At 73.7% G+C, this 24,422-nt stretch carries 24 protein-coding genes and 1 riboswitch; of the genes, 15 read left to right on the forward strand and 9 right to left on the reverse strand.

From position 1 onward, the window contains the following. Positions 1 to 6: 6 nt before the first annotated feature. Positions 7 to 1,416, forward strand: coding sequence for a glutamate--tRNA ligase (gltX, locus tag O7613_RS17945; RefSeq protein WP_282289369.1), 1,410 nt, complete (start codon positions 7 to 9; stop codon positions 1,414 to 1,416). Between the two features lie 156 nt (positions 1,417 to 1,572). Here the strand turns inward: gltX and O7613_RS17950 are convergent, their stop codons facing one another. After that, positions 1,573 to 2,181: a copper resistance CopC family protein gene (locus O7613_RS17950; protein WP_282289370.1), complete on the reverse strand. Its 609-nt coding sequence runs from the start codon at positions 2,179 to 2,181 to the stop codon at positions 1,573 to 1,575. A gap of 191 nt (positions 2,182 to 2,372) precedes the next feature. On the opposite strand from O7613_RS17950, the gene O7613_RS17955 reads away from it, so the two are divergent. Continuing rightward, positions 2,373 to 3,035, forward strand: coding sequence for a hypothetical protein (locus O7613_RS17955; protein ID WP_281587264.1), 663 nt, complete (start codon positions 2,373 to 2,375; stop codon positions 3,033 to 3,035). A 52-nt stretch (positions 3,036 to 3,087) separates the two neighbouring features. On the opposite strand, the gene O7613_RS17960 is transcribed toward O7613_RS17955, so the two are convergent. Beyond that, complete coding sequence (locus O7613_RS17960) at positions 3,088 to 3,399, reverse strand: hypothetical protein (protein ID WP_281587263.1); 312 nt, start codon at positions 3,397 to 3,399, stop codon at positions 3,088 to 3,090. A 138-nt stretch (positions 3,400 to 3,537) separates the two neighbouring features. Between O7613_RS17960 and O7613_RS17965 the strand changes: the two genes are divergently transcribed. The 5 genes from O7613_RS17965 to fabF all read left to right on the forward strand — a co-directional run bounded on the left by O7613_RS17965 (position 3,538) and on the right by fabF (position 8,586). Beyond that, complete coding sequence (locus O7613_RS17965) at positions 3,538 to 4,839, forward strand: helix-turn-helix domain-containing protein (RefSeq protein WP_281587262.1); 1,302 nt, start codon at positions 3,538 to 3,540, stop codon at positions 4,837 to 4,839. 78 nt (positions 4,840 to 4,917) lie between these two features. Continuing rightward, positions 4,918 to 6,087: an acyltransferase domain-containing protein gene (locus tag O7613_RS17970; RefSeq protein ID WP_281587261.1), complete on the forward strand. Its 1,170-nt coding sequence runs from the start codon at positions 4,918 to 4,920 to the stop codon at positions 6,085 to 6,087. Next, on the forward strand, positions 6,088 to 7,032 hold the full coding sequence (locus O7613_RS17975) for a beta-ketoacyl-ACP synthase III (protein ID WP_282289371.1): 945 nt from the start codon (positions 6,088 to 6,090) through the stop codon (positions 7,030 to 7,032). An 85-nt stretch (positions 7,033 to 7,117) separates the two neighbouring features. Further along, positions 7,118 to 7,357 carry an acyl carrier protein gene (locus O7613_RS17980; RefSeq protein ID WP_007072348.1) on the forward strand — a complete coding sequence of 80 codons (240 nt, stop codon included), beginning with the start codon at positions 7,118 to 7,120 and terminating at the stop codon, positions 7,355 to 7,357. 2 nt (positions 7,358 to 7,359) lie between these two features. After that, the gene (gene fabF, locus O7613_RS17985; protein WP_281587259.1) at positions 7,360 to 8,586 is read left to right on the forward strand and encodes a beta-ketoacyl-ACP synthase II; all 1,227 of its coding nucleotides are present in this window, start codon (positions 7,360 to 7,362) and stop codon (positions 8,584 to 8,586) included. 64 nt (positions 8,587 to 8,650) lie between these two features. Here the strand turns inward: fabF and O7613_RS17990 are convergent, their stop codons facing one another. The 3 genes from O7613_RS17990 to O7613_RS18000 all read right to left on the reverse strand — a co-directional run bounded on the left by O7613_RS17990 (position 8,651) and on the right by O7613_RS18000 (position 11,231). Then, entirely contained in the window at positions 8,651 to 8,872 is a 222-nt protein-coding gene (locus O7613_RS17990) for a hypothetical protein (protein WP_282289372.1), read from the reverse strand. A 108-nt stretch (positions 8,873 to 8,980) separates the two neighbouring features. Next, the gene (locus tag O7613_RS17995) at positions 8,981 to 10,714 is read right to left on the reverse strand and encodes a glycoside hydrolase family 3 protein (RefSeq protein ID WP_282289373.1); all 1,734 of its coding nucleotides are present in this window, start codon (positions 10,712 to 10,714) and stop codon (positions 8,981 to 8,983) included. A gap of 25 nt (positions 10,715 to 10,739) precedes the next feature. Further along, positions 10,740 to 11,231 carry a DUF3145 domain-containing protein gene (locus tag O7613_RS18000; protein WP_281587256.1) on the reverse strand — a complete coding sequence of 164 codons (492 nt, stop codon included), beginning with the start codon at positions 11,229 to 11,231 and terminating at the stop codon, positions 10,740 to 10,742. 329 nt (positions 11,232 to 11,560) lie between these two features. Between O7613_RS18000 and O7613_RS18005 the strand changes: the two genes are divergently transcribed. Next, positions 11,561 to 11,890 carry a hypothetical protein gene (locus O7613_RS18005; protein ID WP_281587255.1) on the forward strand — a complete coding sequence of 110 codons (330 nt, stop codon included), beginning with the start codon at positions 11,561 to 11,563 and terminating at the stop codon, positions 11,888 to 11,890. 38 nt (positions 11,891 to 11,928) lie between these two features. Here O7613_RS18005 and O7613_RS18010 read toward each other — a convergent pair whose 3' ends face one another. Next, a complete protein-coding gene (locus O7613_RS18010) occupies positions 11,929 to 12,564 on the reverse strand; it encodes a carbonic anhydrase (RefSeq protein WP_281587254.1) in 636 nt (211 codons plus the stop codon). A 145-nt stretch (positions 12,565 to 12,709) separates the two neighbouring features. Here O7613_RS18010 and O7613_RS18015 point away from each other — a divergent pair, with 145 nt between their 5' ends. The 5 genes from O7613_RS18015 (at position 12,710) to O7613_RS18035 (ending at position 18,872) form a co-directional block, all read left to right on the forward strand. Beyond that, positions 12,710 to 13,678, forward strand: coding sequence for an alpha/beta hydrolase (locus O7613_RS18015; protein WP_282289374.1), 969 nt, complete (start codon positions 12,710 to 12,712; stop codon positions 13,676 to 13,678). 177 nt (positions 13,679 to 13,855) lie between these two features. Beyond that, entirely contained in the window at positions 13,856 to 15,973 is a 2,118-nt protein-coding gene (locus tag O7613_RS18020) for an AAA family ATPase (RefSeq protein WP_282289375.1), read from the forward strand. Between the two features lie 74 nt (positions 15,974 to 16,047). Further along, on the forward strand, positions 16,048 to 16,962 hold the full coding sequence (locus tag O7613_RS18025) for a cation diffusion facilitator family transporter (protein WP_282289376.1): 915 nt from the start codon (positions 16,048 to 16,050) through the stop codon (positions 16,960 to 16,962). A gap of 143 nt (positions 16,963 to 17,105) precedes the next feature. Next, positions 17,106 to 17,236: riboswitch (cyclic di-AMP (ydaO/yuaA leader) on the forward strand. Positions 17,237 to 17,240: 4 nt separating this feature from the next. Next, positions 17,241 to 18,323 carry a hypothetical protein gene (locus O7613_RS18030; RefSeq protein WP_281587250.1) on the forward strand — a complete coding sequence of 361 codons (1,083 nt, stop codon included), beginning with the start codon at positions 17,241 to 17,243 and terminating at the stop codon, positions 18,321 to 18,323. A 78-nt stretch (positions 18,324 to 18,401) separates the two neighbouring features. After that, complete coding sequence (locus O7613_RS18035; protein ID WP_282289377.1) at positions 18,402 to 18,872, forward strand: hypothetical protein; 471 nt, start codon at positions 18,402 to 18,404, stop codon at positions 18,870 to 18,872. A gap of 9 nt (positions 18,873 to 18,881) precedes the next feature. Here the strand turns inward: O7613_RS18035 and O7613_RS18040 are convergent, their stop codons facing one another. Both O7613_RS18040 and O7613_RS18045 read right to left on the reverse strand, forming a co-directional pair. Beyond that, positions 18,882 to 19,334 carry an SRPBCC family protein gene (locus O7613_RS18040; protein WP_282289378.1) on the reverse strand — a complete coding sequence of 151 codons (453 nt, stop codon included), beginning with the start codon at positions 19,332 to 19,334 and terminating at the stop codon, positions 18,882 to 18,884. 136 nt (positions 19,335 to 19,470) lie between these two features. After that, on the reverse strand, positions 19,471 to 19,830 hold the full coding sequence (locus tag O7613_RS18045; RefSeq protein ID WP_281587247.1) for an STAS domain-containing protein: 360 nt from the start codon (positions 19,828 to 19,830) through the stop codon (positions 19,471 to 19,473). Between the two features lie 514 nt (positions 19,831 to 20,344). Between O7613_RS18045 and O7613_RS18050 the strand changes: the two genes are divergently transcribed. Then, positions 20,345 to 20,749: a hypothetical protein gene (locus O7613_RS18050; protein WP_281587246.1), complete on the forward strand. Its 405-nt coding sequence runs from the start codon at positions 20,345 to 20,347 to the stop codon at positions 20,747 to 20,749. 111 nt (positions 20,750 to 20,860) lie between these two features. On the opposite strand, the gene O7613_RS18055 is transcribed toward O7613_RS18050, so the two are convergent. Beyond that, positions 20,861 to 23,605, reverse strand: a complete 2,745-nt coding sequence (locus tag O7613_RS18055) for a cellulose binding domain-containing protein (protein ID WP_282289379.1) — start codon at positions 23,603 to 23,605, stop codon at positions 20,861 to 20,863. Positions 23,606 to 23,865: 260 nt separating this feature from the next. Here O7613_RS18055 and O7613_RS18060 point away from each other — a divergent pair, with 260 nt between their 5' ends. Further along, positions 23,866 to 24,417: a DsbA family protein gene (locus tag O7613_RS18060; RefSeq protein WP_281587244.1), complete on the forward strand. Its 552-nt coding sequence runs from the start codon at positions 23,866 to 23,868 to the stop codon at positions 24,415 to 24,417. The last annotated feature ends 5 nt before the right edge of the window (positions 24,418 to 24,422 follow it).

The raw sequence follows: 24,422 nt of genomic DNA on the forward strand, positions 1-24,422 counted from the left end.
GGGAACGTGACGGTACGTGTACGCTTCGCCCCCTCCCCGACCGGAATGTTCCACGTCGGCGGCGCCCGCTCGGCCCTGCAGAACTGGATCTTCGCCAAGCAGCAGGGCGGGGTGTTCGTGCTGCGCGTCGAGGACACCGACGCGGCCCGCAACCGGCCCGAGTGGACCGAGGGCATCCTCTCCGCGCTCGACTGGATCGGCATCGCGCGCGGCAGCTACGAGGGCCCCTACTTCCAGTCCGCGTACGCGGGCGAGCACCGCGCCGCCGCGCAGCGGCTGTACGAGGGCGGCCGGGCGTACTACTGCGACTGCACCCGAGAGGCCGTGCAGGCGCGTACCGGCTCTCAGCACCGCGGCTACGACGGCTTCTGCCGCGACCGGGGCCTGTCGGCCGGCGAGGGCCGGGCGCTGCGCTTCCGCACCCCGGACGAGGGCGAGACCGTGGTGGTCGACCTGATCCGCGGCGAGCCGACGTTCGAGAACAAGCTGATCGAGGACTTCGTCATCGCCCGCGGCGACGGCTCCCCGGTGTTCCTGCTGGCGAACGTGGTCGACGACATGACCATGGGGATCACCCACGTGATCCGGGCCGAGGAGCACCTGCCCAACACCCCGAAGCAGCAGCTGCTGTGGGACGCGCTCGGGGTCAAACCGCCGATCTGGGCGCACGTGCCGGTGGTGGTCAACGAGAAGCGGCAGAAGCTGTCCAAGCGGCGGGACAAGGTCGCCCTGGAGGCGTACCGGGACGAGGGCTACCTCGCCAACGCGATGCGCAACTATCTGATGCTGCTCGGCTGGGCGCCGTCGGGCGACCGGGAGATCGTGCCCTGGTCGGTGATCGAGGACGAGTTCCGGCTCGACGAGGTCAACCCGTCCCCGGCCTTCTTCGACGAGAAGAAGCTGCGCGCCTTCAACGGGGAGTACATCCGGGCGCTGCCGGTCGACGAGTTCGTCGCCGCCTGCCAGCCGTGGCTCACCGGCACCGACACCATCGTCCCGCCGCCGTGGCAGCCGGACGAATTCGACCCGGCCGCGTTCGCGGCGGTGGCCCCGCTGGCGCAGACCCGGATCGCGGTGCTCAGCGAGATCGTGCCGAACGTCGACTTCCTCTTCCTGGCCGACCCGCTGATCGACGAGGCGGCCTGGGCGAAGGCGATGAAGGAGGGCGCGGCAGAGCTGCTGGACGCGGCGATCACCGCGTTCGAGGCGTTGGAGCGCTGGGACGCCGAGTCGTTGAAGGCGACGCTGGAGGCGGTCGGCGCGGAGCGCGGGCTGAAGCTCGGCAAGGCGCAGGCGCCGGTGCGGGTCGCGGTCACCGGGCGCACCGTCGGGTTGCCGCTGTTCGAGTCGCTCGAGGTGCTCGGCCGCGACCGCACGCTCACCCGCCTACGCGCCGCCCGGATCCGCCTGGTCTGACCCGTCCGTCGACCGCGGTCGCGCCGCCGCACGGGGGCACGCCGGGGATCTTGGTACGGGTTCGCCCTCGGGAGGGCGGCTGCGTACCAAGATCCGGGTACGGGTCCCCGCGCGGCGGGCGGGCGGTCAGCCGCGGGCGGCGTGGCGGGCGGGCGGTCAGCGGCGGGCGGCGCGGCGGCGCAGCAGCAGCGCTCCAGCGGCAAGCGCGGCGAGCACCACCACCGGGGCGGCCACCCACAGCCAGCCCGTACCCCCGTCTTCGTCCGCCGCCGCGGCGGGCGTCGGGCTCACCGGCGACGGCGACGCGGCGGTGCTGGTGGGAGGGGCGCTGGTGGGCGCGGCGCTGGTGGACGCCGTGCTCGGCGACGACGCCTCCGCCGGGGTGGTCAGGGTGAACCGGATCTCCCCCTTGATCGGGTGTCCGTCGTCGGAGCCGAGCTGGTAGGCCACGGTGTAGAGCCCGGCCGCACCCGGGGTGAACGGCACGCTCACCCGCTTGCCGGAGAACGTCGGCGCGCCACCCGCGGCGGACACGTCGTCCGGCCCGGTAACGGTGACCTTCGTCGTGGCCTCCTTCGGCGTGGCGAGGAACCGCAGCTCGATCCGCTTCGGCGCGGTGGCCACCCGGGCCCCGTTCCGCGGATCGCTGCCGGTCAGCGAGTTGTGCGCGGCGGCCGGCGCAGCCGGCAGCAACAGCGGCACCACCGCCGCCACCCCGAGCACCGCAAGCCAGGTACGTGCCCTACGGGCGACCCTGCCCCCCATGAACTCCTCCGTCCGGGTAAGATCCGGCCACTGATCATCGGCCACTCGTTTGTCGGTCTCAGCTCGCAGATAGTTCCAAATACTCTTCCACCAGCTGCAACCACGCGACGTTCTGCGGAGTCTTTGAGGTGGAGCAGGTCCAGTGTGACCGGCAGCGGAAGCCAGCCATCGAACGGGGCGAGGAGGCGGCGATGGTCCGTAAGGTGAGACGGCTGACGGCGGTCGTGGCCGGAGCGGCGTTGGCACTCACGTGCTCGCTGGCCCTCACCGGCGCCACGGCGGCACAGGCCGCGCCGAAGCCCAAGCTCGCCCCGACCGGGGTGGACATCACCGGCGACCAGCTCGACCAGCCGCTGCAGCTCCGGGCCGACACCCGCCCGGCCGACGTCAGCCTGGTCATCGACCAGGTCAAGTGGCTGGGTACGACCGGGCAGCTGCGCGGCCCCGCAGCCAAGGACCTCGGTCCGAAGTACACGGTGGTGGTGCTCAGCGCCGGCAGCCCGCAGCACACCTACGACTTGTTCCCGCTGGCCAAGGGCGGCCCCCGGGTCTACCGGCCGGCGAAGCAGCCCGACCTGAGCCACCCCCGGGCGGGTTGGTTCTTCGGGCGTCTCAACATGTCCGAGACGCTGCGCTCCGTCGGGGTGCCGCTGGCGCCCCGGTTCGACACCATCTCCGGCGGCATCGGCGGCGGCGAGCGCGTGCTGCCGGAGGACGCGCTCGATCCGGTGGGCAACCTGGACACCGCGCTCGGCGACCTGCAGCGGCTGCTGCTGCTCAACGTCGGGGTGGTGCTTGTCATCACCGTCGGGCTGGCCGGAATCGCGCTCCTGGTGCGCCGCCGCACCCGCTGAGCCTCGGCTCAGGGCCGGCCGTCAACGCCGCCCGCACCCGCCAGGCGCGTGGTCAGCACCAGCGGCGCGGCGGACGCTCCCGGCGGACGGTGCGGTTCCGCGGGCGCACCGCGCCGTGCTGGTGACCGCCCGCCCAGCCGCCCTGGTCGCTCAGGCAGCTCCGGTCCGACGCCGGCTCGACGGCCGGGTGCGCCGGCTCGCCGGACCGCTGGCGCGGCACTGCCGCGTCCTCGTCGGCACGCTCGGGCGTCCACCCGGCGGCCGGCTCGCCCGGGTGGGTCAGGCCCACCCGGCGCGGCTGGTCGTGGCCCATCCGGCACGGCTCGTCCTGGGCGCAGCCGTGCTCGGCCTCCCCGTGCGCCATCCCGGTCTCCTCACCTTCGCCTTCGCCCGTCGGGCGGAACTCCCCGACGCGCCCTGACACCGTACTGGCCCGACCCGACGAGATCGTCAGCGCGTACCGGTGGAGATCGTCCGTCCGCGGCGACGCCGTGGGATCGGAGTGGATCCGCTGGTCAGGGCGTGCCAGGCTGATGCGGTGAGCGAACCGGGCGGAACGGAGACGTCGGCGACGCTGCGCCGGATCGAGCGGGCCGCGGGCACCCTGGCCACCGCAAGCGTGGCCCGGATGGACGAGAGCCTGCCGTGGTTCCGGGAGCTGCCGGCCGACCAGCGTTCCTGGGTGATGCTCGTCGCACAGGCCGGCGTGCGGTCGCTCGTGCAGTGGCTGCGTCAGGGCGGCGGCGCGACCGACCGCACCCAGGAGGTGTCGGACGAGGTTTTCGACGCCGCGCCGCAGGCGCTCGCCCGCTCGATCAGCCTCCAACAGACCGTGGCGCTGATCAAGGTGACCATCGAGGTGGTCGAGGAGCAGGTGTCGGAGCTGGCCGTGCCGGGCGAGGAGCAGTCGCTGCGGGAGGCGGTGCTGCGCTTCTCCCGGGAGATCGCGTTCGCCGCCGCCCGGGTCTACGCCCGGGCCGCCGAGACCCGCGGCTCCTGGGACGCCCGGTTGCAGGCGTTGCTCGTCGACGCGCTGCTGCGCGGCGACTCGCCGGACGTGCTCGCCAGCCGGGCCGCGGCGCTTGGTTGGTCGGACGCGCCGCCGGTGGCGGTGGCGGTGGGCCGCTCGCCCGGCGGCGAGGTGGCGGCCGTGCTGCACACCGTCTACCGGCAGGCCCGGCGGATCGGCGTCGAGGTGATCGGCGGGGTGCACGGCGACCGCCTGGTGATAGTGCTCGGTGGGGCGGCCGATCCGCTGGCCGCCGCCGACAAGCTGCGACCGGCGTTCGGCGACGGGCCGGTGGTGGTCGGTCCCGCCGTGCCCAGCCTGGACGAGGCGACCGAGTCCGCGCGGGCCGCGCTCGCCGGCTTCCGGGCCGCGCCGGCCTGGCCGACCGCGCCGTGCCCGGTCGCCGCCGCCGAGCTGCTGCCCGAACGGGCGCTCGCCGGCGACGCCGAGGCCCGTCGCCGGCTGCGCCACGACGTGTACGCGGCGCTGGCCCGCGCCGGCGGCGAACTGCTGGAGACGCTCGACGCGTTCTTCGCCGCCGGCGGCACGCTGGAGAGCGCCGCGCGGGCGCTGTTCGTGCACCCGAACACGGTGCGCTACCGGCTGAAGCGGATCGCCGAGGTGACCGGCTTCTCGCCGCTCGCCCCGCGGGACGCCTTCGCGCTCCAGCTCGCGCTGACGGTCGGCCGGCTGGACCCGGTGTCACCCGTGGTCACGCCCGTCCCGAACCAGACAGCGAGCGCGTCGGGGCGCAAAGCCACCCGAAGCGGCGATGATCGCCGCCGATCTTTGTAGGATTCCTCTAAAGCTTCTAGTGCGGTTTCGTGCCGTGCGTTACAGCGCGACCCGCGAATATCCGTCAGAGTCGTACACGTGCTCGCCGTACTCTCCCCCGGACAGGGTTCACAGAAGCCCGGTTTCCTGAACCCCTGGCTCGACCTCGCCGGCGTCGAGGCGCGCCTGCGCTGGTGGTCGGCGCTGGCCGGGGCCGACCTGGTCCACCTCGGCACCCGGGCGGACGCGGACGAGATCAAGGACACCGCCCGCACCCAGCCGCTGCTGGTCGCCGCCGCGCTGCTCGCCGCCGAGCACCTGCCGATGCACGACGTCGCGCTGGTCGCCGGGCACAGCGTGGGTGAGCTGGCCGCCGCCGCGCTGGCCGGAGTGCTGCCCGCCGAAGCGGCCGTGACGCTCGCCGGGGTACGCGGCCGGGAGATGGCCGCCGCCTGCGCGCTGGAGCCGACCGGGATGGCCGCCGTGCTCGGCGGCGACCCGGACGAGGTGCTCGCCGCGCTCGACACGTACGGGCTGCACCCGGCCAACCGCAACGGCGCCGGCCAGATCGTCGCCGCCGGAGCGGTCGCCGGGCTGGAAAAGCTCGCCGCCGAGCCGCCGGGCCGGGTCCGGATCATCCGGCTCCAGGTGGCCGGCGCGTTCCACACCCCCTACATGGCGCCGGCCGAGGCCGCGCTGGCCGGCGTGGCCGCCGGGGTCACCGTGGCCGACCCGACCCGCATCCTCCTGTCCAACCTCGACGGCACCCCGGTCGGGCACGGCCGGGAGACGGTCCAGCGGCTGGTCCGCCAGGTCACCGCCCCGGTCCGCTGGGACCTGTGCATGCGCGCCCTGGCCGACCTGGGCGTCACCGGCGTGATCGAGCTGCCGCCGGCCGGCACCCTGGCCGGCCTGGTCAAGCGGGAGCTCAAGGGCGAGGGCGCGCCGGAGATCGTCACCCTGAACACCCCCGACGACCTGCCCGCCGCACGGAACCTCATCGCCCGGCACGGCGGTCCCGCCGTCCGCCCGCCGGCGTCCCGCTTCCGGGTGGTGGTCTCCCCCGCCGCCGGCGTCTTCACGCCGGCGGCCGACCTGGCCGAGGGCGCCGAGTTGGGCGCCGGCCAGGTCGTCGGCCACGTCACCGGCCGGCAGGGGCCGGTCGAGGTGACCGCCCATCACACCGGGCCGCTCACCGCATGGCTCGCGCACCACGACGACCCGGTCGCACCGGGCCAGCCCCTCGTCCGCATCGGAGGATCGCACTAAATGGCCGGCAGCCGGATCGCCGCGATGGGGCACTACCAGCCCTCCCGCGTAGTCACCAACGACGAACTCGCGCAGATGGTCGACACCAACGACGAGTGGATCCGGGACCGGGTCGGCATCGTCTCCCGCCGGATCGCCGGTGACGAGACGGTGGCCGACATGGCCACCGCCGCGGCCGGCAAGGCGCTCGCCAACTCGGGCCTCACCGCCGCCGACATCGACCTCGTCGTGGTGGCGACCTGCACGTCCGTGGACCGCAGCCCGAACGTGGCCTGCCGGGTCGCGGCCAAGCTCGGCATCAACGCCCCCGCGGCGTACGACATCAACACCGCCTGCTCCGGTTTCGCGTACGCGTTGGGCACGGCGGACCACGCGGTCCGGGCCGGCGCGGCGCGCAACGCGATCGTCGTCGGCGCGGAGAAGCTCTCCGACTTCACCGACTGGACCGACCGGTCGACGTGCATCATCTTCGGCGACGGCGCCGGTGCGGCCGTGGTCACCGCGACCGCCGACGACGAGCCGGCCGGCATCGGCCCGGTGGTGTGGGGTTCGGCGCCGGAGAAGAGCGACGCGGTCCGGATCGAGGGCTGGCAGCCGTACGTCGCGCAGGAGGGCCAGTCGGTCTTCCGCTGGGCCACCACCGCGCTGGCCCCGCTCGCGCTCCAGGCCTGCGAGCGGGCCGGAGTGGACCCGTCGGAGCTGGCCGCGTTCGTGCCGCACCAGGCGAACGGCCGGATCATCGACGGCATCGCCAAGCGGCTGAACATCCCGGACGCGATCATCGCCAAGGACATCGTCGAGTCCGGCAACACGTCGGCGGCGAGCATCCCGCTGGCCCTGTCGAAGCTGGTCGAGCGGCGTGAGGTGCCCTCGGGCGCCCCGGTGCTGCTGTTCGGTTTCGGTGGCGGCCTGACCTACGCCGGTCAGGTCGTCCGCTGCCCCTGAAGACCCCCTCGGGCGCGAACGCGCTCCAGGCGCGGTGGTCGGCGTCGCCGGCCACCGGAAAACCCGATGAGAGGAACCAACCGCAATGACCCGTGACGAGATCACCGCCGGCCTCGCCGAGATCCTCGAAGAGGTTGCCGGCGTGAACCCGGACGACGTGGCCGAGGGGAAGTCCTTCACCGACGACCTCGACGTCGACTCGCTCTCGATGGTGGAGGTCGTGGTGGCGGCCGAGGAGAAGTTCGGCGTCAAGATCCCGGACAACGAGGTGCAGAACCTCAAGACCGTCGGGGACGCGGTCAGCTACATCGAGGCGCAGTCCTGATCATGAGTCGCCCCGACGTCGTCGTCACCGGGCTCGGCGCGACGACCCCGCTCGGCGGGGACGTCGCGTCGACCTGGGACGCCATGCTCGCCGGCCGCTCCGGGGTGGGTCCGCTCACCCAGGAGTGGGCCGGGCAACTGCCCGTCCGGATCGCCGCCCAACTGGCGGTGGATCCGTCCGAGGTGCTCGACCGGGTGAAGCTGCGCCGGCTGGACCGGTCCGAGGCGATCGCCCTCATCGCCGCACGGCAGGCGTGGGCGGACGCCGGGCTGGCCGACGCCGGGCCGGACCCGGAACGGCTCGCGGTCAGCGTCGGCTCGGGCATCGGCGGCGCCACCACCCTGCTCGCCCAGGACGACATCCTGGAGGCGTCCGGCCCGCGGCGTGTCTCACCGCACACGGTGCCGATGCTGATGCCGAACGGTCCGGCCGCCTGGGTCGGGCTGGAGCTCGGCGCCAAGGCCGGGGTGCACGCGGTCGCCAGCGCCTGCGCGACCGGCGCGGAGGCGATCTCGCTGGGGCTGGACCTCATCCGCGCCGGCCGGGCCGACGTGGTGGTGGCCGGCGGCACCGAGGCGGTCATCCACCCGCTGCCGATCGCCGGCTTCGCCTCGATGCGGGCCATGTCGACCCGCAACGACGACCCGGAGCGGGCCTCCCGGCCGTGGGACAAGGGTCGGGACGGATTCGTGCTCGGTGAGGGCGCGGGCGTGGTGGTCCTGGAGCGGGCCGACCACGCCGCCGCCCGCGGCGCCCGGATCTACGCGCGCCTGGCCGGCGCCGGGATCACCTCGGACGCGTACGACATCGTGCAGCCGCACGCCGAGGGTGAGGGCGCGGTGCGGGCCATCGCCCGGGCGCTCGCCGACGCCGACCTGCCCGGCCGGGACATCGTGCACGTCAACGCGCACGCCACCTCCACCCCGGTCGGCGACATGCTGGAGATCGGCGCGCTGCGCCAGGCGGTCGGCGACCACGTGCTGCTCACCGCCACCAAGTCGATGACCGGACACCTGCTCGGCGCGGCCGGCGCGCTGGAGTCGATCGCCACCATCCTGTCCATCCGGGACGGCGTGGTGCCGCCCACGATCAACCTGGACGACCCGGACGACGGGTTGAACCTGGACGTGGCCGCGCACAAGGCCCGGCACCTGGAGATCCCCGCCGCGCTGAACAACGCGTTCGGTTTCGGCGGCCACAACGTGGCGCTGGTCTTCACCCGCCCCTGAGCCGCTGCCGCGGCGTTAGGCGGGGCCCCTTCTTAACACACGTGTGTTAAGAAGGGGCCCCGCCTCACATCCGGTTGCGGGGATGCTGGCGGGCGGTCCGCTCGTTGCCGCGCCGGTAGTTGCCGGTCCACCGCGCCATCACCAGTTGCGGGTCGTCCTCAACCTCGGCCAGGAACTGCGCGGCCCGACCGCCACGTAGCGTGCCGGCGACCCGCCCGTGATGCGTGATCACCACGGTGCCGTCGGCGCGTTCGACGTAGCGGAAACCGTGCGCTGCCTCTCCCATGGGCGCACCCTGCCACCCGGACGCCCCGTGCCGCATCCGGTTTCGTCGCGCCGGGGGTGTTAAGCGGGGCCCCCGCCTATACCGCAGGCGTTAAGCGGGGCCCCCTCCTTAACCCCCGCAGGTGGTGGCGGGGAGGCCTGGGACCGGCACCGGGGAGCGGCCCGTCGGGCGGGCCTTGCCGGCGAGCACCGCGGCCAGCGCGTCCATCGACGCCCGGGTGGACGAGTAGGTGGCCAGCACCGTCGGCGACTTCGCCCCGGACAGCACGTACGGGGTGTCCATCGCCACCGTCACGGCCGCGTCGGCGCGCAGGTCCTTCGCGCCGTCGCCGTACCCGACCAGGTGCACCACGGTCCCGCCGGAAGACACCACCTTCACCCCGGCGGCGGTGAGCGCCTCGGTCAGCGCGGCCCGGGTGCGGTCCCGGCCACCGGAGGAGGTGACCCGGATCGGGCCCTTCACCGCGCCCCCGCACTTGCCGCGCAGCACGGTCACCGCGGCGGCGGCCAGGTCGGTGGCGGCCTTGCGGTGGTCGGCGCCGGCAAGCGTGGACAGGGCCGGCTGCGGGCGCCCGGCCAGCTTGAACTTCATGGTCAGCACCCGGGTGACCGCCTCGACCAGGCGGGCGCGCGGCAGCGAGCCGTCCGTCAGCGCGGCGCGCAGCCCGTCGTACGCCTGGCTCACGTTCGGGGTCATCAGGATGAGGTCGTTGCCGGCCTTGAGCGCGCGGACCGCCGCCTCGCCCGGTGACCACTTCTTCGCCGGCGCCATGTTCATCCCGTCGGTGATCACCACGCCCTGGAAGCCGAGCTGGCCGCGGAGCACGTCGGTGAGCACCTTGTGGGAGAACGTGGCCGGGGTGCCCGGGTCGATCGCCTTGACGTCCAGGTGGGCCGACATCACCGCCATGGCGCCGGCGTCGATCCCGGCGCGGAAGGGCGGGAACGCGGTGCGGTCCAGCACGGCCCGGGACTGCCCGACCACCGGCAGCTCGGAGTGCGAGTCGGCGGCGGTGAGGCCGTGGCCGGGGAAGTGTTTGACCGCGGCGCCGACGCCCTCGGCCTGGAGCCCGCGGACCGCGCCGGCCACCTGGGGGGAGGCGGTCGCCGGGGTGGCGCCGAAGGAGCGGGAGCCGATCACCGTGCTGCGGGTGACAAGCACGTCGGCGACCGGGGCGAAGTCCAGGTTGATCCCCATCGCCGCCAGTTCGGATCCGGCGGCCCGCCAGGCGGCCTCGGTCAGCGCCGGGTCGCCGGCCGCGCCGGCGGCGAGCGGGCTGGGCAGTTGGGTCACCCCGTCGGTGATCCGGGTGACCACGCCGTACTCCTGGTCGGTGCCGATCAGGAACGGCGCGGCGCCGGCGGGCAGCTTGCCGGCGGCGGCGCGCAGCCCGTCGGTGAGCCCGCGGACCTGCTTCGGGTTGTCGACGTTCGTGGTCTCCTGGTTGCCCGAGGTGGGGTCGTCGGCGCTGAAGCCGACCAGGATCACCCCGCCGAGGCGATATTTCGCCACCATCTCGGCGGGTGTGTCGACGCCGGCCAAGGCGCGGTTCCCGGCGGCCGAGCCGGCCGAGACCTCGGTGGCCGAGCTGCCGTAGGCGTACGGCATCAGCACCTGCCCGACCAGGTCCTCGTCGGCGAGCGTGGCGACCAGGGCGGCGGCCCGGGCGGCCGGGTCGGCGGGGGCCGGATCGGTCGGAGCCGGTGTGCTCGACGACGACGCCGGGGTCGACGGGGCCGGTCGGGGCCGGTCCGGCCCGTCCGAGCACCCGGAGGCGAGCAGCGCGGTCAGTGCGGCGAGCGCGACGGCGGAGCGACGCGGGGATATCGACACGGGCCCCACCGTATCGGGGCAACTCGCTCCACCGTCATCCCACCCGCGTGAGCAGCGTCACCGGCGCGCCGTCGCCGGCGTACCGGTAGGGCTCCAACTCGGCGTCCCAGGCGGTGCCGAGCGCCTTGTCCAGGGCGTGCGCGAGCGCCTCCGGGGCCCGGGCGGCGGCCATCAGGCTGCGCAGCCGGTCCTCGCCGAGCTGGATGTCGCCGGCCGCGCCGACGGTGGCCCGGAACAGGCCCCGGCCCGGGACGTACATGAAGCGTTCGCCGTCGACGCCGGGACTGGGCTCCTCGGTCACCTCGAAACGGATCATGGGCCACTGCCGGAGGGCAGCAGCCAGCTCGGCGCCCGTCCCCGGGCTGCCGGTCCAGCCGCACTCGGCGCGGCGGGCGCCGGGGTCGACGGGTTGACCCGTCCAGTGCAGGTTGACCGGCGCGGCAAGGACGCGCGCGATCGCCCACTCGACGTGCGAGCACACGGCGAGCGGGGTCGAGTGGACGTATACGACGCCACGCGTTGGCACGGTGACCTCCCGGTGAGCCGAGGTGCGTCTTCCCCTACGACCTCGTCACCCGAGTGGTCTCTGGCACACATGATGACCGCTGTGGCAGGTGGTGCGCCAGCGAATCGGAAAATTCGCCGGGGTCGGGCGGCGGGAAATAGCCGGGCGGCCGACCCGGTTGTGTCCGGTGAACGGCGCGACCACCAGCCGGGTGTCGCGTTCGTGTACAGTTCTCTGGGCGGTTCTGTGCCGCCGCACGTCTTCGCGGGCCGGCGCTCACCCCGGGCGTCACTCGCACAGCCCCCGGACGGCCTTGCCGTCCCCACCGTACGTCTGCAAGGAGTACCTCCGTGGCGAGCAACACCTCTAAGACCGCGCGCGCGTCAGTCCGGGCCGGCCAGGCTGGCCAGGGTGGCGCCCTCAGCGTGCTGGGCGAGTTCAAGTACCTGATCCCGCTCAACGGCGGCAAGCACGCCTACGTGCGCAACCTGACCAACGGCAAGACCGCGCACCTGCGCACCGACTCCGACGCCTTCGTCGAGGAGATCCGGGTGCTGGCCGCCGCCGGCCACGCCGCCAAGATCCGTGCCGAGCTGAACGGCCTGGCCGCGGCCCACCCGGACCACGGCTGGGACGCCACCGAGAAGCGTCTCGTCGAGGCCGGCGTCTTCGAGGGCTGAGCCCCCTCACCCGCACCATCACGACCGCCCGTCGGGGATCACCCCGGCGGGCGGTCGCGCGTCTCCTCCTCCGGCAGCACCGTGACCGCACCGGTGGCCAGGTCGTAGAGCGCGCCCACCACGGCCACGTCCCCGGCCGCCACCGGGCCGGCGAGCCGGTCGTCGGCGCGCAGCGCGGCCACCGTCCGCCGCACGTGCCGGCGGATCGCCAGCGGGTGGACGGCCGGGTCGTCGACGCCGACCTCGACCACCGCCGGAGCGATCCGGTCCACCACGTAGGCCAGCGCGCCACCGGGGCGCCGCCCGGTGCGCACCGCGTCGACCGCCGAACCGACCGCGCCGCAGCGCTCGTGGCCGAGCACCATCACCAGCCGTACGCCGAGCTGCCCCACCACGTACTCGATCGAGCCGCACACCGCCCGGTCCAGCACGTGCGCGCCGGTGCGGATCACGCAGATCGAGCCGAACGTCTGGTCGAAGATCGCCTCCAGCGGCACCCGGGAGTCGATACAGCCCAGCACCACCGCGTACGGCTGCTGGTCGCCGGAGGCCACCGCGGCGGCGGCGCTGACGTCGTGCCCGTGCAGGGGCTGGCCGCTGACGAAGCGGCGGTTGCCGGTGAGCAGCTCGGCCAGGGCGGCGCGGGGGCTGCGGGCGGCGGGGGTGGACGGCATGCCCCCAGCCTGGTCACCGGTCCGACCCGGCGCGGGCGGACGGTGAATCTTCTCCCGCCCCGATTGCCGTGGTGTGATGGCGGGTAACGCCGATGTTACCGCCGGGTCGCCCCGGTGACGCACCCGACGGCCCGGGAGGTGGACCATGGAACTGCGACTTCCCGACGACGTACGCCTGCACGTCACGGCGACCGGGCCGGTCGACGCCGAGGTCACCGTGGTCCTGCTGCACGGCTGGACGCTCGACGGGCGGAGCTGGCACCGCCAGGTCGCCGACCTGCGGGAACGCTTCGGTGACCGGGTGCGGGTGATCGCCTACGACGCGCGCGGGCACGGCCGGTCGAGCTGCCTGACGCTGCGCGACGCCACCCTGGCCCAGCTCGGCGACGACCTGGCCGCGGTGGTCGACGAGTTCGCCCCGTCCGGCCCGGTGGTGCTGGTGGGGCACTCGATGGGCGGGATGACCGTGATGGAATACGCGCACCGCCACCCCGACCGGTTCGCCGCCCGCACCGCCGGCCTGGTCTTCGTCGCGACCACCGCCGAGGGGCACACGCACACCGTCTACGGGCTCTCGCCCCGGATCGCGCGGCTGATCCGGCTCGCCGAGACCACCGGCGCCGGCGTGCTGGCCCGCTGCGGCGGCTGGCGACCGCCGCACGCGTTGCTGCGCGCGTTGCGCCCCAGCATCCGCTGGATGCTCTTCGGCGACCGCTGCGACCCGGCGGACATCCGGCTGGTCACCTCCGCGGTGGCGCGCGCCACGCTGCGCTCGATCGGCGGGTTCCGCGCCTCGATCGGCGCCCAGCACCGGCTGGACACGCTCGCCGCGCTCGGCGGACTGCCGGCCGCCGCGCTGGTCGGTGACCGGGACCGGCTCACCCCGCCGCCCTGCGCCGAGTCCATCGCGGCGGCGCTGCCCACCGCGGAGTTGACCGTCTGCCCCGGCGCCGGCCACATGCTGATGATGGAGCGCCCGGACGAGGTGAACGCCGCCGTCGCTAGCGTGCTGCGCCGGGTGCTCGCCGGCCCGGCCGCGTCGGGCGCCCGGTCGGCCGCGCCGGCCGTCGCCCGTCGGCGACGCCGGGCGGCCGGTCGCCGGGTGGCGGCCTGACCCGCGGCCGGGAACAGGTAACCGCCTGACCGGCGTACGGGCGGCCGGGAAACGGGTGGGAACGGCCGGATAACGGGCAACCTGCGCCGGTCGAGCGGCATGGCCCTGACATCGGGGTTGCCGGCGGCCCGTACCCTCATTCAGCCCGTTGCGCCGTCCGACCACAGGAGCACCGCGTTGACCGACCAGACCACGCTGGACCGGGAGATCGCCGCCGAACAGCGGCACCTCGACCGGGTGTACGCCCGGCTGGCCGAACTGCGCCGGTCCGCGGCCGACGCCGAGCGGGAGGGCTACCGGATGGCGCGGGTCGGCACCTTCGGCGCGCTTGTCGAGCGGGACGCGATGGTCTTCCACGCCGCGCAGCGCCGGCACGTGCTCGACGCCGAGCACGAGGGGCTGGTCTTCGGCCGGCTGGACCTGCGCACCGGGCAGGTGCTGCACGTGGGGCGGCTCGGCGTACGCGCCGACGACGCCGAGACGCTCGTGGTGGACTGGCGGGCCCCCGCCGCCGCCGCGTTCTACCAGGCCACCCCGGCCGAGCCGCGTGGTGTGGTGCGCCGGCGCACGATCCAGTCGGCGGCCGAGAAGGTGACCCGGATCGAGGACGACCTGCTGGATCCGGAGGCCGCCCCGGCGGACATGGCGGTGGTCGGGGACGGCGCGCTGCTGGCCACGCTGTCCCGGGCCACCGGCCGGGGCATGCGGGACATCGTCGCCACCATCCAGCGGGAGCAGGACGAGGCGATCCGCTCCCCCGGCAACGGTGTCACGATCGTCTCCGGCGGCCCGGGGACCGGCAAGACGGCGGTGGCGCTGCACCGGGCCGCGTACCTGCTCTATTCCGACCGGGCCCGCTATGCCGGCGGCGGCATCCTGGTGGTCGGCCCGTCGGGTGTGTTCGTCGAGTACATCGCCTCGGTGCTGCCCTCGCTCGGCGAGGAGACCGCCACCCTGCACTCGCTCGGTTCGCTGTTCCCGGGGCTGTCGGCGACACGGACCGACCCGCCGGAGGTGGCGGCCGTGAAGGGGTCGCTGCGGATGCGCCGGGTGCTGGAACGGGCGGCCCGGGACGCGGTGCCGGACTCCCCGGCCGAGCTGCGCCTGCTCTACCGCGGTGAGTTGCTGCGGTTGGAGCGGCAGGCGTTGGATGCGGTGCGGGACCGGACGCTGACCCGGGGCGCGCGCCGCAACGAGGTGCGCCGGGCGGCGTTCGACGCGGTGCTCGCCGCGCTCTACGCGCAGGCCCGCACGCTGCGGGTGGGCCGGCTGCCGGAGCAGCCCGCGTTCGAGGACGAGATCATCGAACGGCCGGAGTTCCGCGACTTCCTGCGGGCCTGGTGGCCCCGGCTGCACCCGCGCCACGTGCTGGGTTGGCTGGCCCGGCCCGAGCGGCTGCGCCGGTACGCCGGCGGGATCCTCTCCTCGGCCGAGATCCGGCTGCTCACCGACGCCTACCTGACGCTCGCCGACGAGGGCCCGACGGTCGCCGACGTCGCCCTGCTCGACGAGTTGGACGCGCTGCTGGGCAAGCCGGTGCAGCGGGCCCGGCCGAAGCGCGACCCGTACCAGCTCGCCGGCGGCGTGCGCGAGCTGAGCACGTACGCCGATCGGCAGCGCGCCGCCCGCGCGGCGGCCCGGGAGCGCCCGGCGGACTACCGCGAGTACGCCCACGTGGTGGTGGACGAGTCGCAGGACGTCTCACCGATGCAGTGGCGGATGGTGGGGCGGCGCGGCCGGCTGGCGTCCTGGACGGTGGTCGGCGACCCGGCGCAGACCGCCTGGACGGGTGACCCGCAGGAGCTGGACCGGGCCCGGGACCAGGCGTTGGGGCGGCGGCGCCGGCACCGCTACGAGCTGACCACCAACTACCGCAACTCGGCGGAGATCTTCGCGGTGGCGGCGGCGGAGATCCGCCGGCTGTACCCGGACCTGACGCTTCCCGACGCGGTGCGCTCGACGGGTGTGCCGCCGGTCCAGCGCGCCGTGGCCGCGGCCGAGCTGCCCGCGGCCACGGTCGAGGCGGCCGGGGCGCTGCTGGCCGAGGTCGAGGGCACGGTCGGCGTGATCACGCCGGTGCCGCGCCGGGACGAGGTGGCCGGCTGGCTGGGCCAGCTCGGCGCCGGCCGGCTCCAGGTGGTGACCAGCCTCCAGGCCAAGGGCATGGAGTACGACGGGGTGGTGCTCGTCGCGCCGGGCGAGATCCGGGCCGACCCCGGTTCGGGGGTACGCACGCTCTACGTCGCGCTCTCCCGGGCCACCCAGCGGCTGACCACGCTCGACCCGGTGGGCTGACCCACCTCACTTGCACACATAGCGATGTGAGCATAGATTTGTTCCGGCCGAGCTATGGGGCGGAGGGTGTGCGCGTGGGTGCAGGTCATGACCACAGCGGCGCGGTGACCAACGCGGCGCAGCGCCACGCCGGCCGGCTCTGGGCGGCGTTCGCGCTGCTCACCGTGCTGATGCTGGTCGAGGCGGTGGCCGCCTTCACGACCGGCTCGCTCGCGCTGCTCTCCGACGCCGGGCACATGTTCACCGACGTGCTCGGCATCGGCATGGCGCTCGCCGCGATCACCGCCACCCGGCGTGCCCGGACCGACCCGCAGCGCACATTCGGGCTCTACCGGCTCGAGGTGCTCGCCGCGCTCGCGAACGCGGTGCTGCTCGGCGCCGTCGCGGTCTACGTCCTGGTCGAGGCGGTACGCCGGTTCGGCGAGCCGCCCGAGGTGCTCGCCGGGCCGATGCTCGTGGTGGCCGTGCTCGGGCTGCTGGCCAACATCGCCGCCTTCGCGCTGCTGCGAGTCGGCGCACAGGAGAGCATCAACCTGCGCGGGGCATACCTGGAGGTGCTGGGCGACCTGCTGGGCTCGCTCGGGGTGATCGGCGCGGCGATCGTCATCGCGTTCACCGACTGGTGGTGGGCCGACCCGGTGGTCGCGGTGGCGATCGGCCTGTTCATCCTGCCGCGCACCTGGCGGCTCGGCCGGGCCGCGGTACGCATCCTGGTGCAGGCCGCGCCGGAGCACCTCCAGGTGACCGCGGTGCACGACCGGCTGGCCGCCGTGCCCGGCGTGGCGGAGGTGCACGACCTGCACGTGTGGACACTCACCTCGGGGATGGACGTCGCCTCGGCGCACCTGACCACCGACCCGCGCGCCGAGGTCGCCACCGTGCTCGCCGCCGCCCGGGCCGCGCTGCACGAGGACTTCTCGATCGATCACGCCACGTTGCAGATCGAACCCGGAGCGTCCGCCGGCGGCTGCGGCCCGACCGAGTGGTAATTAGGACAAACTTAAATCTGGGTGGCTATTGTTGGCAATTGCCGGTTTTGCCCGGTATTCGGCTCCGGCTGGTGGAGCCGGGTCCGGGCCGCGCCGGTAGGCTCGATCGCGGCCAACCCACGGGCGTCACTCCGGCGCCGGTGGAGCGGCCATCGCCTAATCGCCCGTGGGGCGAGCCGGGGAACCACGTACGTGGGGTGCATCCGCGTCAGCGGTAGGGATCTTCCGTCCCGAACCCGTCAGCTAACCCGGTCGGCGGTTGACGGAAGGACACGTGAATGCCCACAGTGGCACCTGTACGACGGACGGCCGCCCGGTTGGCGGCCCTGCTCGTCGCGACGCTGGCCCTCGGCGTCGCGACCGTGCCGGTCTCCCCCGCCACGGCGGCGCCGACCGGCCGGCTCGCCGCCGCACCCGGCGACGACGACGAGGGCGGCACACCGACCCTGCGCGCCCAGCTCGACGCCGCCAGCAAGGGCTGGCTGGAGGCCAAGGCCGCGCTGAACAACTCGGTCAACCGGCAGAAGCAGCTCAACGACCGGCTCACCACGATCGGCGCGGAACTGACCGAACGCGACGCCAAGGTCGGCGAGATCGCCGGGGTGGCGTACCGCACCGGCCGGATGGGCACCGCCGCGGCGCTGCTCGCCAGCAACAGCCCGGAAGGTTTCATGGACCGGGCCGCGGCCCTGGAGACCGTCGCCGCGCACGAGGACCGGACCCTGCGCGAGCTGATCGCCACCCGGGACGAGGCGGTCCGCACCCGCGCCGCGCTCACCGTCGAGATCAGCGAGCAGCGCAAGCAGGTCGCGGTGATGGCCAAGCGCAAGGAGCAGGCCGAACGGGCGTTGGAGGTGGCCAACCGCAAGCCGCCGGCGAGCGCCGGCAGCAGTGGCGGCGGCAGCAGCGCCCGAGGCTCGTCCTCGGCCAACGCGAAGCCGGCCAAGCGCAACTCCGACGGCTCGTGGCCGGCGGAGTCGTGCAGCGTCAACGACCCGACGCCGGCCAGCGGCTGCATCACCCCGCGCACGCTGCACGCGCTGCAACAGGCCAAGGCGGCCGGCTTCACCAGGTACGTCTCCTGCCACCGACCCAGCGGCTCGGGTGAACACCCGAAGGGGCGGGCCTGCGACTTCGCGGCCCAGAAGAACGGCTTCGGCGGCGTCGCCAGCGGCGGCGACAAGACGTACGGCAACAACCTGTCCGCGTACTTCATCCGCAATGCCGACCGGCTCGCCGTGCTCTACGTGATCTGGTTCAAGGAGATCTGGCTGCCCAGCAGCGGCTGGAAGTCCTACAGCGGGGGCAACGGCGACCCGTCCAGCGACCACACCAACCACGTGCACCTGTCGGTCTACTGAGCACTACGCTCCCCGACGTACGCCGGATGTCGTCGCGCGGCCCACGACGTGGGCCGCGCGACGGCCGACGATCGGCGCATGGGACGACTCTCGCCGACCGGCCGCAAGGCGCTGCTCACCGCGCACCTGGTCACCTCGCTGGGCTGGCTCGGCACCGACCTGGGGCTGCTCGCGCTCGGCGTGGCCGGGCTGCGCGGCGCCGACGCGGAGGTGGTGTACCCGGCGGCGGCGCTGCTCGCCACCTGGTTGTTCGCGCCGCTGAGCGTGGCGGTCTGGTTGGTCGGCACCGCCAGCGCGCTGCTCACCCCGTGGGGTCTGCTGCGCTGGCGCTGGGTGCTGGTGAAGTTCGCGCTCACCACCGTGATGCTCGGCCTGGTGCTGCTCCTGCTCACCCCCCGGATCCGGCACCTCGGCGCGCTCGCCGGGGCCGCCGACACCCACCTGCGGGTGGATCTGGTGGTGCCGCCGGCCGTCTCGACCGCGCTGCTCCTGGTCGCCACCGTGCTGTCCACGTACAAGCCGTGGGGTCGGCTGCGCCGCAGCGGCTGAGTCGTCACGTCAGGCCGACCGGCCCTCCAGGGTGGCGCCGAGACGGGCGGCGAGCCCCAGGTGGGCGGCCCGGGCCTGCCGGAACGCGTAGCCGAACAGCGGCGCTGGTGCGGTGAGGGTGATCTCCACGTCGATCCGCACCACGCCGTCGGGCTCGTCGCGCATCCGGGTGTGGTTGCGCACCGTCGTCGCCGGCTGCTGCCGGGCCACGGTGACCACCTCGTCCTCGTTGGCGATCAACACGTCCGCCTGGTAGGTCACCGGGAAGTGCAGCGGGCCGAGCTCCAACCGGTCGGTGATCGCGTAGCTCGCCAGCGCGCCCGGCCGGGGCGGCAACTGCCGGACCCGGACGATCAACGGATGCAGCTCGCCCTGCCGGCTCAGGTCGCCGAGCAGGGCCACCGCGTCCGCCCGGCTGCACCGGGCCTGCACGGTGTAGCTGAAGCTGTCGCTGCTCTGCAACCCGCCCCCCTCGCCGTCATGGGTCCGGACGATCGTCCCGTACCGGGGCCGGGCTGGCAACGGGTCGAAGGTCCCCGACCGGCGAGGGCCGAGTGGAGTCAACGCGACGCGCCGACGTGGGGTGGGCCGGTGACGGTCAGGCGCCGGGGAGCACCTCGGGCGCCTCGTCGGCGAACCACGGCTCGGGCGCGCCGAAGAGGCCCAGCAGGCCGGTCACCCAGAGCTGCCGGTGCACGAACCGGCTCGGCTCGGTGACCACGAGCTTGACGCCGCTGACCTCACACGTCTGGAAGCCGGCGACCATGGCGCTGATGCCGACGGAGTCGATGAACGTGACGAGCCGCATGTTGAGCTCGATCCGTGCGGGGCGCCCCTTGGCCAGCACCTCGGCGATCGACTCCCGCACCTCGTATGCGGTGTCGACATCGATCTCCCCACGGGGCGCGATCTGGACAACACCACCCGGACGCATCGACTTCACGATCGACAGGCTCACGCGAGCACCTCCACTCGCCCCTTCGGGCGCCTCATCAGTACGCGGGCCGCGACCGAGAGTATTCCTCCAACGGCCCCGGTCGCCACCCCCGGGGATGAGCAATTTGCGGACTGGGCACACCTGGGCGAACCCAATCCGGACTTACGGGTTCCGATTTCCCCTTCGACGCGGACCGCGATCGGCCGAACGACAGGTCCGAGTCGGCCGATCCGCTGACCCAGGGTAGCGGGCGCAGGCACGTCGCGACCAACACCCGCCCGCTCGGCGCGTTCACCCGCTTCGTCCCGTTCCGCCCCCGCTTCCCACCTCCCGGTACCCGCCGTCCGCATCTCGGGAGCCCGGAGATCTTGGTACGGAATCGCCCCTCCGGGGCGGCTTAATACCAAGATCCAGCCGCGTGGGGTTTGGCGGAGGGCTTCCCGGGGCACTGCGCGTGGGAGTGAACCGTGACGCGCCGGATGAACGCCGGAGTCCGAAGTGGCCGTCGGGCTTCGGCACCCGAGGAGGTAGAACCATGTTCGGATCCAGCCTGATGGACCGCCGCAGCAAGCCCGAGCGGGTCGCCGACCAGGCGTGGCAGCACCTGCTCACCGCCGTCGGCGCCGCCGGTGACAGCGTGCGGGACGCCGCCCTCTCCGCCCGCCGCAACTCCTCCGGCCTGGCCGACGACGCCACCGACCTGGTCGGCTCCGCCGCCGACGAGGCACGCCGCCGGGCCGGCCTCGCCTTCGACGCGCTCGCCGGACGCCGGCCCGCGCTGCCGTGGACGTTGCTGATCGCGGCGGCCCTGACCGGCGCCGCCATCGGCTGGGCCGCCGGCACGGCCGCCCGGGCGGCCGGCAGCCGGGGACGCGACGCCGACGAGATCGAGTTCGTGGACGTCGACCGGCCGAACTCCCCGGCCGGCCTGGACGGCTGACCGCACCTCGTCCCGCACGCGGCAGCCGTCCTCGGTCACGGCTCCGGTCACGAAAGCGATGGCCGCCCCCGGTACTCCGGGGGCGGCCACCTTTGTGATCGGCAGTCGCGGTCAGCGGGCCGCGCAGGACACCGTCGGCGCCCGGTTGCCGCCGGTGACGGTGCCGGTGAAGCCGACCGTGGTCGATCCGCCGACGGCGAGGTTGCCGTTCCAGCCGGCGTCGGTCACCGTCACCGCCGAGCCGGTCTGGGTGTGCGACCCGCCCCAGAGCTGGCTGATCCGCTGGCCGTCCGGGAAGGTCCAGGTGAGCGTCCACCCGGCGATCGGCGTGGTGCCGGAGTTGCGCACCGCCACCTCCCCCTGGAAACCACCCGGCCAGGTGTTCGTCATCGTGTAGGTGGCCGCGCAGCCGCGCCCGGTCGACGTGGGGGTCGGCGTCGGGCTGGCCGAGGTCGGCGTGGGCGTGGGACTCGGCGACGTGGGCGTCGGGGTCGGACTCGGCGACGTCGGGGTCGGCGTCGGGCTGGCCGAGGTCGGCGTCGGCGAGGGCGTGCCGCCGAGCCGGTCCGCCACCAGCACGCCCCGGCCGTTGGTGCCCAGGTAGACCCGGCCGTAGACGCGCGGGTCGCCGGTGAGCGCCTCGCCCGCGTTGCCGTACTGGTGCTGGTCGTCGTTGATCCGCACCCAGGTCGCGCCCGCGTCGTCGGAGCGGTACACGCCGTGCGTGCCGTCGACCGTGCCGATGGTGAACAACGCCGGGTACGTCTTCCCCGGGGCCGCCTTCCCGAAGCCGACGTTCACCGCCGTGGACACGGCTGACGCCTTCGTGAAGCTCGCGCCGGAGTTGGTGGAGTGCCAGAGGCCACCCTCGCCGGCCAGCCAGATGTCGCCCTCGACCCCGGGCAGCGCCTTGAACTTGACCCCGGTGGTGGGCAGGCCGGTCGCCGCGGTGGCGGTGAAGGCCGCCCCGCCGTTGGTGCTGACGTAGAACTTCCCGCCGCTGAACCCGTAGAACTTGTTCGGGTTGACCCGGTCCGACTCGACCGTGGCGTTGGCCGGGATGCCGGTGGCGGCGGTCCACGAGTTGCCGAAGCCGACCGAGCGGACGACCTGCTGGCCGGCGTCACCCGGCGACCAGACGAACTGACCGCCGTCGGCGGACGCGGCCACCGTGCCGCCGTTGTTGATCCCACCCGGCTCGGTGCCCTGGAACCAGTTCGCGCCACCGTCGGTGGAGAACGCCACGTGGCTGTCGTTGGGTCGGTCGGAGTCGGTGAAGTTGCCGGCCCGGACCATGATCGCCGGCTTGGTCTCGGCGTAGTCGAGGCTCGTGGTGCTGGTGAAGACCGGCTGGGTGAACATCATCGACGGCACCGCGCCCAGGTCGGTGTGGCGGAAGCCGCCGATGTCGCCGAGCCCGCTGATCAGGGGCGCCCCGGTGGGCGGGCTGATCAGGTCGAGCGCGGCGGTCTCCTCCAGCCCCTTGACCATCGGCGTGATGGTGAAGGTGCCGCCGGTGTCCCACTTGGTCAGGCCGGTGGTGCCGTAGATCGTCGCGCCGGTGCCGTACATCATCCGGTCGCTGTCGAACGGGTCGATCTCCAGCGACTCGTTCATCCAACCCAGTTTCGGGGTCTCCTCCGGCGGCGCCGGGTTGGCGCCGAACGTCAGCCACGGCACCGAGCTGACGTCCATGGCGTACTTCTTGCTGCGGTTCGGATAGCTGGTGAAGTCCCAGATCCGGGTCCAGGTCGCGCCGCCGTCGGTGCTGCGCCAGAAGATCGCGTCCGGCCACCAGGAGATCTGGGTGGCGACCATCAGCGTGTTCGGGTGCTGGCGGTCGATGGTCAGCCCGGAGTAGCCGAAGTAGGCGTCACCGCTCGACGACGGGACCGGGCTGATCTGCGTCCAGGCGCCGGTGGCCCGGTTGAACTTCCACACGTCGCCCTTGCCGCCGTCGTACGGGCCGCCGGTGTCGCTGGTGGCGATGTAGAGGTAGCCGCCGACCGGGTCCACCACGCCCTTGTGCGCCAGGTAGCCGGTGGGCTGACCGGGGATCCGCTCCCAGGTCACGCCGGCGTCGGTGCTGCGGTAGACCGGGTTCTGCTTGTCCGCCACCCCGACGTAGATGGTCTTCGTGGCGGTGCCGGCCGTACCCGTGCTCTTGTCGAAGCTGACCCAGGTCAGGCCCTGGTTCTGGCTCTGGTAGCCGGTGCTGTCGTTCGGGTCGGCCCGGTAGTTGCCCACGTTCGGGAACGCGGTGACCTTGGCCCAGGTCGCCCCGTAGTCGGTGCTGCGCCACAGGCCGTTGCCGCCCTCGGCGCCGTAGTAGAGGACGCTGTTGCGGTTCGGGTCGACCGCCAGCCGCTCCCCCATGCCCCGGCCGGGCATGTTGCCGCCGTTCTTGAACGGCAGCTCGGTGGCCTGCCAGGTGGCGCCCTTGTCGGTCGAGCGCAGGATCGCCCCGTGGTTCGGGTCCCAGTCGTTGGTGTACATGCCGACCGCCGCGTACACCCGGTTGGTCTGCACCGGGTCGGTGGCGAGGCTGACCACGCCGTTCCAGCCCCACCGGTCCGCGCCGACCCAGTCCAGCAGCGGCGTCCACGACTTGGTGGTCTGCTCCCAGCGGTACGCCCCGCCGATGTCGGTCCGGGCGTAGATCAGGTTCTTCTCGGTGGGGTTGAAGACGATGCCGGGGACGAAGCCGCCGCCGTCGATCCGGACGTTCTTCCAGGTGTACGGCTCGGCCGCGGCGGCGGCGGCCGGGGAGATGCCGGTGCTGGCGAGCGGCACGACGACGGCTGCGACCGTGGCGGCGAGCGCGACGGCGGCCAGGCCGGCGAGACGTGTGCGCATGGGGGGCGGTCCTCTCGGTTGCCCTGATGGGGGGACGGGAGCAGGGGGTGACGCCTCGTCGGGGAGCTGCCCGGGCTCCCCGTCGGCTTGCTGGCTCCCGCAGCCGAGGGACCCTCAGCGTACGCCGTCCGATCGATCTTTGGAAGCGCTCCCACGGTCATCCTTTCCGGGTGAGGACGGATCACCCGGGCGCGGACCAGGATGGGAGCCATGAGTGATCCGAACGGGCTGATCGCACCCGGGCGGCAGGTGAGCGCCCGATGAGCACACCGTTGCAGGTCACCACCGCGCGGCTGCGCGTCCCGGTCACCGAACGGGACCACGTCCGCGGGCCGGCCGACGCCCCGGTGACGATCGTCGAGTACGGCGACTTCCAGTGCCGGTACTGCGGCGCCGCCTACCCGAACCTGGCCGAGGTGCTGCGCCAACGGGCCGACACGGTGCGGCTGGCGTACCGCCACTTCCCGATCACGAACGTCCACCCGCACGCGGAGAACGCGGCCGAGACCGCCGAGGCCGCCGGCGCCCGGGGCCGGTTCTGGGAGATGCACGACTGGCTCTACGAGCACCAGGACCAGCTCGACCCGGTGCACCTGTCGCTCGGCGTCGAGCAGGTCGGCCTGCCGCTCGACGAGGTCAACGCGGAGGTGGCCCGGCAGGCCCACGCCGACCGGGTCCGGCAGGACTTCGTGGGCGGAATTCGCAGCGGCGTCACCGGCACCCCGTCGCTGTTCGTCAACGACGTCCGCCACGACGGCGGCTACGAACTGGCCGAACTCCTGGCCGTGGTGGACGCCGCCGCCGGCGCCTGAGCGGC

It is taken from the genome of Micromonospora sp. WMMD975, assembly GCF_029581215.1.
Lineage (GTDB): Bacteria > Actinomycetota > Actinomycetes > Mycobacteriales > Micromonosporaceae > Micromonospora.

Bases quoted from the DNA above. Each gene is read 5' to 3' on its own strand.
- O7613_RS17980 (WP_007072348.1), top strand. From the start codon at position 7,118: ATGACCCGTGACGAGATCACCGCCGGCCTCGCCGAGATCCTCGAAGAG.
- O7613_RS18015 (WP_282289374.1), top strand. From the start codon at position 12,710: ATGGAACTGCGACTTCCCGACGACGTACGCCTGCACGTCACGGCGACC.
- O7613_RS18030 (WP_281587250.1), top strand. From the start codon at position 17,241: ATGCCCACAGTGGCACCTGTACGACGGACGGCCGCCCGGTTGGCGGCC.
- O7613_RS17990 (WP_282289372.1), bottom strand. From the start codon at position 8,872: ATGGGAGAGGCAGCGCACGGTTTCCGCTACGTCGAACGCGCCGACGGC.
- O7613_RS17950 (WP_282289370.1), bottom strand. From the start codon at position 2,181: ATGGGGGGCAGGGTCGCCCGTAGGGCACGTACCTGGCTTGCGGTGCTC.
- fabF (WP_281587259.1), top strand. From the start codon at position 7,360: ATGAGTCGCCCCGACGTCGTCGTCACCGGGCTCGGCGCGACGACCCCG.
- O7613_RS17955 (WP_281587264.1), top strand. From the start codon at position 2,373: ATGGTCCGTAAGGTGAGACGGCTGACGGCGGTCGTGGCCGGAGCGGCG.
- O7613_RS17975 (WP_282289371.1), top strand. From the start codon at position 6,088: ATGGCCGGCAGCCGGATCGCCGCGATGGGGCACTACCAGCCCTCCCGC.
- O7613_RS18060 (WP_281587244.1), top strand. From the start codon at position 23,866: ATGAGCACACCGTTGCAGGTCACCACCGCGCGGCTGCGCGTCCCGGTC.
- O7613_RS18055 (WP_282289379.1), bottom strand. From the start codon at position 23,605: ATGCGCACACGTCTCGCCGGCCTGGCCGCCGTCGCGCTCGCCGCCACG.
- O7613_RS18035 (WP_282289377.1), top strand. From the start codon at position 18,402: ATGGGACGACTCTCGCCGACCGGCCGCAAGGCGCTGCTCACCGCGCAC.
- O7613_RS18010 (WP_281587254.1), bottom strand. From the start codon at position 12,564: ATGCCGTCCACCCCCGCCGCCCGCAGCCCCCGCGCCGCCCTGGCCGAG.
- O7613_RS17960 (WP_281587263.1), bottom strand. From the start codon at position 3,399: ATGGCGCACGGGGAGGCCGAGCACGGCTGCGCCCAGGACGAGCCGTGC.
- O7613_RS18050 (WP_281587246.1), top strand. From the start codon at position 20,345: ATGTTCGGATCCAGCCTGATGGACCGCCGCAGCAAGCCCGAGCGGGTC.